Source organism: Actinomadura sp. GC306, assembly GCF_004348665.1.
Taxonomy (GTDB): domain Bacteria; phylum Actinomycetota; class Actinomycetes; order Streptosporangiales; family Streptosporangiaceae; genus Spirillospora.
In genome coordinates this window covers 1-7,934 of sequence record NZ_SMKM01000295.1, presented here as the reverse complement: position 1 = coordinate 7,934, position 7,934 = coordinate 1, and the positions used below count along the sequence as shown (strand labels likewise).

Here is a 7,934-nt window from a genome sequence, read left to right as displayed (position 1 = left end):
GCCCCGGCCCCGCGGGGTTGCGGCGAACGCGGCGGCCCTGTCCGACCGAGCTGATTAGATCGAACCAGGCGACGCCGACGACGACGGGGAGGCGGCGCCGCACCCCACACGGAGACGAGCGAATGACCACGCCCACCACGCCCGCCGCGGCCGGCGACACGCCCCCGGCCGCGCAGCACGCCGCCGACAGCCACGACCTGATCCGCGTCCACGGGGCACGCGAGAACAACCTCCGCGACGTCAGCATCGAGATCCCCAAGCGCCGCCTGACGGTGTTCACCGGCGTGTCCGGCTCGGGCAAGAGCTCGCTGGTGTTCAACACGATCGCCGCCGAGTCGCAGCGGCTGATCAACGAGACCTACAGCACCTTCGTCCAGGGCTTCATGCCGACGCTGGCGCGGCCCGACGTCGACGTCCTGGACGGCCTCACCACCGCGATCATCGTCGACCAGCAGCGGATGGGCGCCGACCCGCGCTCCACGGTCGGCACCGCCACCGACGCCAACGCCATGCTGCGCATCCTGTTCAGCCGGCTCGGCGAGCCGCACATCGGCACCGCCAAGGCGTTCTCCTTCAACGTCGCCTCGATGAGCGGAGGGGGCGCGGTCACCTACGAGCGCGGCGGCAAGACCGTCAAGGAGAGGCGCGAGTTCACCGTCACCGGCGGGATGTGCCCGCGCTGCGAGGGCCGCGGCCAGGTCACCGACTTCGACCTGACCGCCCTGTACGACGACGCCAAGTCGCTGCGCGAGGGCGCCCTGACCATCCCCGGCTACAGCATGGACGGCTGGTACGGCCGGATCTTCATGGGCTCGGGCTTCTTCGACCCCGACAAGCCGATCCGCGAGTTCACCGCAACCGAGCTGCACGACCTGCTCCACAAGGAGACCACCAAGATCAAGATCGACGGGATCAACGTCACCTACGAGGGCCTGATCCCGCGCATCCAGAAGTCGTTCCTGGCCAAGGACCGCGAGGCGATGCAGCCGCACATCCGCGCGTTCGTGGACCGGGCGATCACCTTCACCGCCTGCCCCGACTGCGGCGGCACCCGCCTCAACGAGGCCGCCCGCTCCTCCAAGATCAAGGGCATCAGCATCGCCGACGCCTGCGCGATGCAGATCAGCGACCTGGCCGCATGGGTCCGCGGCCTCGACGAGCCGTCGGTGGCGCCGCTGCTGGAGTCCCTGCGCCAGACCCTCGACTCCTTCGTCGAGATCGGCCTGGGCTACCTGTCGCTGGACCGCTCGTCCGGCTCGCTGTCGGGCGGCGAGGCGCAGCGCACCAAGATGATCCGCCACCTGGGGTCCTCCCTCACCGACGTCACCTACGTCTTCGACGAACCCACCGTCGGGCTGCACCCCCACGACATCCAGCGGATGAACGACCTGCTGCTGCGGCTGCGCGACAAGGGCAACACCGTCCTGGTCGTGGAGCACAAGCCCGAGGCCATCGCCGTCGCCGACCACGTCGTCGACCTCGGCCCCGGCGCCGGCACCGCGGGCGGCACCGTCTGCTTCGAGGGCACCGTCGAGGGCCTGCGCGCCAGCGGCACCGTCACCGGCCGCCACCTCGACGACCGCGCCGCCGTGAAGAAGACCGTCCGCACGCCCACCGGGGCCCTGGAGATCCGCGGCGCGAACCGGCACAACCTCCGCGACGTCGACGTCGACGTCCCCCTCGGGGTCCTCACCGTCGTCACCGGCGTCGCCGGCTCGGGCAAGAGCTCCCTCATCCACGGCTCGATCCCCGCGGGCGCCGGCGTGGTGGCGGTCGACCAGGGCGCCATCCGCGGCTCCCGGCGCAGCAACCCCGCCACCTACACCGGCCTGCTCGACCCCATCCGCAAGGCGTTCGCCAAGGCCAACGGCGTCAAGCCCGGCCTGTTCAGCGCCAACTCCGAGGGCGCCTGCCCCAACTGCAACGGCGCCGGCGTCATCTACACCGACCTGGCGATGATGGCCGGCGTCGCCACCACCTGCGAGGAGTGCGAGGGCAAGCGGTTCCAGTCCTCGGTGCTGGAGTACACCTTCGGCGGCCGCGACATCGCCCAGGTCCTGGCGATGCCGGTCGCCGAGGCCGAGGAATTCTTCGGCGCCGGCGAGGCCCGCACCCCCGCCGCGCACAAGATCCTCGCGCGGCTGGCCGACGTCGGCCTCGGCTACCTCACCCTCGGGCAGCCGCTCACCACCCTGTCCGGCGGCGAGCGCCAGCGCCTCAAGCTGGCCACCCACATGGGCGACAAGGGCGGCGTCTACGTCCTGGACGAGCCGACCACCGGCCTGCACCTCGCCGACGTCGAGCAGCTCCTCGCCCTCCTGGACCGCCTCGTCGACTCCGGCAAGTCGGTCATCGTCATCGAGCACCACCAGGCCGTCATGGCCCACGCCGACTGGATCATCGACCTGGGCCCCGGCGCCGGCCACGACGGCGGCCGGGTCGTGTTCGAGGGCACGCCGGCCGAGCTCATCTCCGCCCGCTCCACCCTCACCGCCGAACACCTCGCCGCCTACACCGGCGCCTGACCGGGCCGGGGCGGGTGCCGCAGGTCCGCGGCACCCGCCCCGGCCCGGCTCATCCGCCGGGCAGCACGGTGAAGGAGAACCCCGCGCTCCTCGCGCGGCGCAGCGGGACGCCGCACTTGACCCTGCGCAGCGTCTCCTTCCTGCTGAGGCCCAGCCCCCGCGCGATGAGGCGGTCCGGGCGCACCGGGACCGGGTCCGCGAACACGACGCCGACCCTGACCGGCCACGCCGCGTCCGGCCACGCCGCGTCCGCCCACGCCGGGGCGTCCAGCCGCCACGCCCCGCTCCAGTCGAGGGCGAAGCGGTTGCGGCGGGCCACGAGCGGATCCAGCAGCCGGGACGCCACCAGCTCCGCGTCGTTGGCGTGGTAGCCGGCGAGCACCGCCGGGTCGAACGAGCCGACCGGCAGCCGCTCGTGGACGGTGAGCTTGGTCGTCCGGCCGCAGGACACGCACCGCACCAGCAGCCACACGTCCAGCAGGCTGCGGTTGGCGTTGACGCGGAACCTGCCGTCGCCGGTGGTGGCCGACTGCGACGGGCAGTCCACGCACCGCAGCGACAGCAGCGGCAGCCGGGTCCGGCGGACGACCCAGGGCAGCACGATATGAGGTTGTGAAGACATGAGCCCTCTGACCTGACACGAGGCCGATCACGCGCGGCCTCAGGCGCTGTACGGCCGGGCGCGCGCGGGCAGCCCGGCGGGGCCGACGGGCGGTCGGCCTACAGGTGAGCGAGAAAAGGTGTCAGGTACGGCGGGCGGGCGGGGTCACGCGGTAGGTCCTTCGTCCTCACGGCGGCGGGTCTGCGCGCAACTTACGGCACGCCCGGAAACCGGCTCAACCGGTTTTCCGGCCAGCCGGGTTCCGCGCCGGTCCGGGGCGCCCCTCACCTGCCCCGGCGGCCGTAGGCGCGCACCGACAGCGGCACGAACACCGCGAGCAGCGCGGCCGACCACAGCAGCACGGCCGCCACCGGATGCGCCAGCGGCCAGGCCGCGTCACCGTCCGGGACGCCCGGGTTGCCGAACAGCCCGCGGGTCGCGGCGGTGAGCGCGCTCACCGGGTTCCAGTCGGCCGCCAGCCGCAGCCACGCGGGCATGCCGCCGGTCGGGACGAACGCGTTCGACAGCATCGTCACCGGCAGCAACAGCGGCACCAGCTGGTCGGCGGCCTGATCGTTGCGCATGACCAGGCCGAGGTAGACGCCCGCCCAGCTCAGCGCGTACCGCAGCACAACGATCAGCAGGAACGCGCCGGCGGCCGGCAGCGGCCCGCGCTGCGGCTGCCAGCCCGCCGCCAGCCCCGCCCCCGCCATGATCGCCAGCGCCGGCAGCCCCGTCACCAGGTCGGCGCCCGCGTGCCCGAACGGCACCGCCGCCCGCGCCATCGGCAGGGACCGGAACCGGTCCATCACGCCGCGGGACGCGTCGGCCGCCACCCGCACCATGACGCCCGTCACCGACGCGAACGTCACCATCGACAGCAGCCCCGGCATGAGGAACTCGCGGTAGTCGCCGCCGCCCGGCACCCGGATCGCGCTGCCGAACACGTACCCGAACAGCACCACCATGACGGCCGGGAAGACCAGCGCGGCGACCAGCTCCCCCGGTTCCCGGCGCACCCGCCCGAGCTCGCGGCCGATCAGGGTCAGGCCGTCGGTGACGGCCCACCGCAGCCGCCGTCCGGACTCCGCGAGGGCGGTCAACGGACCGGCTCCCCGCGGCCGGTGAGGCGCAGGAACACCTCGTCGAGGGAGGGGCGGCGCAGGCTCACGTCGGCGGCAGCGACCCCAGCGCGGTCGAGCTCGCGGACGACGCCCGCGAGCCGCGGGCCGCCCGCGGGCAGCGCGACACTGAGCCGCCCGGCGCCCGCCACCGCGGGCGCGGCCCCGGCGAGGGCGTGCAGGACCGCCGCGGCCCGGCCCGCCGCGGCGGGGTCTTCGAGGACGACGTCGAGGCGGTCCCCGACCGCGGCCTTCAGCCCGTCGGGCGTGCCCGTGGCGATCACCTTCCCGCGGTCGATCACGGCGATGGCGTCGGCGAGGCGGTCGGCCTCCTCCAGGTACTGCGTGGTCAGCAGCACCGCGGTGCCGTCGGCCACCAGCTCGCGGACCGCGGCCCAGACCTCCCCGCGGGCGCGCGGGTCCAGGCCGGTGGTCGGCTCGTCCAGGAAGAGCACCGCCGGACGCAGGATGAGGCTGGTGGCCAGGTCCAGGCGGCGCCGCATGCCGCCGGAGTAGCCGCCGACCGGGCGGCCGGCGGCCTCCAGCAGCCCGAAGCGCTCCAGCAGCTCGTCGGCCCGCCGGTGCGCCGCGCGCCGCGGCAGGTGGCACAGCCGCCCGAACATGCGCAGGTTCGCGCGCCCGGTAAGCTTCTCGTCCACGGCGGCGTACTGCCCCGCCAGCCCGATCCGGGCCCGCACCCGCCCGGCCTCGCGGACGACGTCGTACCCGGCGACGCGGGCGTGCCCGGCGTCGGGATCGCACAGGGTCGCCAGGATGCGCACGGCCGTCGTCTTGCCCGCGCCGTTCGGCCCGAGCACGCCGCAGACCGTCCCCGCCGGGACGCTCAGGTCCAGGCCGCGCAGCGCGCGGACGCCGCCGAAGGACTTGCGCAGCCCCTCGGCGACCACCACCGGATCCGCCATGACCCCTCCATTGGGTACTTTGTACGCGGTCATCGCGCCGAGCGTAAGTCACTGGGTACCATGTACGCAACCGAGGAGGGGGTACGGGTGGCCGACGCCGACCATGCGAACATCTGGATGCGGCCCGAGCGCCCCGCCCGCGGGCCGCGGCCCGCCTACAGCCGCGCCCAGATCACCGGGGCCGCGATCCGCGTCGCCGACGCCGAGGGCCTGGAGGCCGCCACCATGCGGCGGATCGCCGCCGAGATCGGCGCCGGCGCGATGTCGCTCTACCGGTACGTCCCCGGGCGCGACGACCTCGTGGAGCTCATGGCCGACCACGTGATGGGCGAGATCGACCTTGCGGGCGTGCCGTCCGGCGACTGGCGCGCGGACCTGGCGCGCTACGCCCAAGGGCTGCGCGCGATGTGGCTGCGGCACCCGTGGATCGCCGCCGCGCGCGGCTCCCTGCCCGGTCTCGGCCCCAACCAGCTGCGCGTGGTCGAGCGGGTGGCGGCCGTCCTGGACCCGCACGTCCCCATCGACGAGGCCCTCACCCTGATGTCCGTCCTGACCGGGTACGTCGAGAGCGCGGCCCGCGAGGAGGCGGGCCTTGCCGAGCACGCCCGCCGCGGCGGGCCCACCGCGGCGCAGTGGATGACGCGCAACTCCCCCTACGTGCGGCGGCTCATCGACAGCGGCGAGTACCCGATGTTCACCAAGATCGTGCTGGAGGCGCGCCAGCCGCACCTGGACCCCGGCGACCGGTTCCGGTACGGGCTGGAACGCGTCCTGGACGGCATGGCCACCGCCCTTTCGTCACCGCGGGAACCGTCCCGCCCACGTGACGAAAGTTCCGTAACAGCACCGGTCCACGCGGACGCCGCGGCCGGCTGCCCCGTGTGCGGCGGCCCCGTCCCCGCAACCGCGGCCGGACGCCCCCGCCGCTACTGCTCGCCGGCATGCCGCCAACGCGCCTACCGCACCCGCAAGACCACCGGATGACCTGCGGGTCCGCCCGTCATCGAACGCACACCTCAACCCGCCCCCTCCAAGCGCCCGGTCATGAGGACGCCGTATCCGGCTCCGCGGCGGTGCGCTCGGGGACGTGCTCGGCGCGCAGGGCTCGCTCGAGATTGGCGTCCGCGTCGGCTCGCGCGGCGTCGCGTTCGGCGATCACGCTCTCCAGGCGGGCCTGCAGACGGGTCGTCTCGGTGAGCTCGGCCGCACGGGCGGCATCACGCTCACGCTGCGCGGCGGCGACGGCCTCCGCCGCGGCGGTGCGTTCTCCCTCGGCGCGCCGCTCGGCGTCCTCGGTACGAACGCCGGCGGTCCGGGCGGCCTGCTCGGCCGCGGCGAGCGCGGTGCGCGTCTCGCTCAACTCGGCCCGGGCGGTCGCCAGTTCCTCCTCGGTGGACGACAGCCGCGCGCGGTTCTCGTCGAGCTGCCCGGTGCGCTGGTCGAGTTCGGTGCGGGTCCGGTCGTGTGCCTGGCGGGCCTCGTCCAGGGACCTTCGCAGGTCCTCGCGGGTCTGCGTGAGGGAGTGCTCCGCGGCGGCGAGGCGCGCCTGGACTTCGTCGAGCTGCTGCCGGGCGCGTTCGGCCTCGGCCTGCGCGGCGGCCTCGGCGGCCTGCCGCGCCTCGGCCTGGACCTGGGCGGTGTCGCGTGCGGCGCGGGCGATCTCCTCGGCGGCCAGGGCACGTTCCTCGGCCCGGCGCCGCGCCTCGGCGGCCGCGTCGGCGGCGGCCCGCGCGGCGTCGTGGCCCTGCTCGGCGCGGCGGCGCGCCGCCTCGGCCTGGCGGGCGTCGGCGTGCGCCTGCGCGGCCTGCTGCTCCAGCGCGGTGTTGCGGTCCACCACGGTGGCGACGATCTCTTCGAGCCGGTCGGCGGCGGCGGCCTCGCGGTCGGCGCGGGCGCGGGCCTCGGCCGCCAGCCCGGTCAGCACCGTGCGCAGCGCGGCCAGGGGTTCCCTGACCGCGGCGGCGGAGGGGCTGCGGCCCGCGGCGTGCGCCTCGGCTTGGCAGTCCTTGACGGTCTGACCGCCGGCGTCCTGCTCGGGCGGGCAGTACTCGGGCCGCCGCCCGCGGGCCTTCGGCGGCCGGGGCAGCGGAGTGTCGCAGTACTTGCACCGCCCCCACGGCGCCGCCGGATCGGCCCCCGCGGGCGGCCGCCGCACACCGCCCTCTCCCGTCTCCGCCCCGTCCTCCGCGCCCGGAAGGACGGCGGACGCCTCACCCGCCACACCCGCACTCGCCGCAGCGGCGAACTCGTCCGCCCGGCCGTCCTGATCACCCATGGCCACAGCCTCCCACATTCCTTGTTCTGAGGAATGAAAAGCCTGAAGCTAATTTCGTGTTGGAGGAATGAAGGCAGCGCATAATCGCGGTTATGCGCTACGCTCTCCGAGCGGTCGCAGACCGGCGGCGGCTGTGACGGAGCCGTGGGCTCACGGGACGAGCGGGGTCCACCGACCGCGTGGCCAGCCGGACAGGCATCGGCGGAGCAATAGATCCGGGAAAGGTCGAGCCTTGCGGACGGGAGCGTGACCATGGACGACGCCGTGCCTCACACCGGCCACGACGGTGACGGCGACCATGCCGATCTCCAGGTGGGACAAGAGTCCACGCTTGCCGTCAGGCCGGGGACGCCGTGGCCGCCGGAGGCGGGGGCGGCCCTTGAGGGAGCCGTGCGGCCCGCCCTTCCAGGGGAAGAGACCGGGGCCGGCGATGGCGAGGCGGGATCGGCCGCTGGTGGGAGTGGTGTACCCGGCGGCTCCGGTAGGGAG

7 protein-coding genes are annotated in these 7,934 nt (G+C 74.6%); 3 read left to right on the top strand and 4 right to left on the bottom strand.

The window, feature by feature from the left end; translation table 11 throughout:
• Positions 1 to 122: 122 nt before the first annotated feature.
• Positions 123 to 2,525, top strand: a complete 2,403-nt coding sequence (locus tag E1200_RS28530) for an excinuclease ABC subunit UvrA (RefSeq protein ID WP_131955176.1) — start codon at positions 123 to 125, stop codon at positions 2,523 to 2,525.
• Positions 2,526 to 2,574: 49 nt separating this feature from the next.
• On the opposite strand, the gene E1200_RS28525 is transcribed toward E1200_RS28530, so the two are convergent.
• The 3 genes from E1200_RS28525 to E1200_RS28515 all read right to left on the bottom strand — a co-directional run bounded on the left by E1200_RS28525 (position 2,575) and on the right by E1200_RS28515 (position 5,170).
• A complete protein-coding gene (locus tag E1200_RS28525) occupies positions 2,575 to 3,126 on the bottom strand; it encodes a DUF1062 domain-containing protein (protein ID WP_243708895.1) in 552 nt (183 codons plus the stop codon).
• A 284-nt stretch (positions 3,127 to 3,410) separates the two neighbouring features.
• Positions 3,411 to 4,229 (bottom strand): ABC transporter permease, encoded by an 819-nt coding sequence (locus E1200_RS28520; RefSeq protein ID WP_131955174.1) that lies wholly within the window; start codon positions 4,227 to 4,229, stop codon positions 3,411 to 3,413.
• On the bottom strand, positions 4,226 to 5,170 hold the full coding sequence (locus E1200_RS28515) for an ATP-binding cassette domain-containing protein (protein ID WP_207933589.1): 945 nt from the start codon (positions 5,168 to 5,170) through the stop codon (positions 4,226 to 4,228). The genes E1200_RS28520 and E1200_RS28515 overlap by 4 nt, the downstream gene beginning before the upstream one ends.
• Positions 5,171 to 5,257: 87 nt before the next feature.
• Here E1200_RS28515 and E1200_RS28510 point away from each other — a divergent pair, with 87 nt between their 5' ends.
• Positions 5,258 to 6,154 carry a TetR/AcrR family transcriptional regulator gene (locus E1200_RS28510; RefSeq protein ID WP_207933588.1) on the top strand — a complete coding sequence of 299 codons (897 nt, stop codon included), beginning with the start codon at positions 5,258 to 5,260 and terminating at the stop codon, positions 6,152 to 6,154.
• A gap of 58 nt (positions 6,155 to 6,212) precedes the next feature.
• Here E1200_RS28510 and E1200_RS34075 read toward each other — a convergent pair whose 3' ends face one another.
• Entirely contained in the window at positions 6,213 to 7,445 is a 1,233-nt protein-coding gene (locus E1200_RS34075) for a hypothetical protein (RefSeq protein WP_165950501.1), read from the bottom strand.
• A 252-nt stretch (positions 7,446 to 7,697) separates the two neighbouring features.
• Here E1200_RS34075 and E1200_RS34485 point away from each other — a divergent pair.
• On the top strand, positions 7,698 to 7,934 hold a 237-nt coding region (locus E1200_RS34485), incomplete at its 3' end, for a hypothetical protein (protein WP_207933587.1).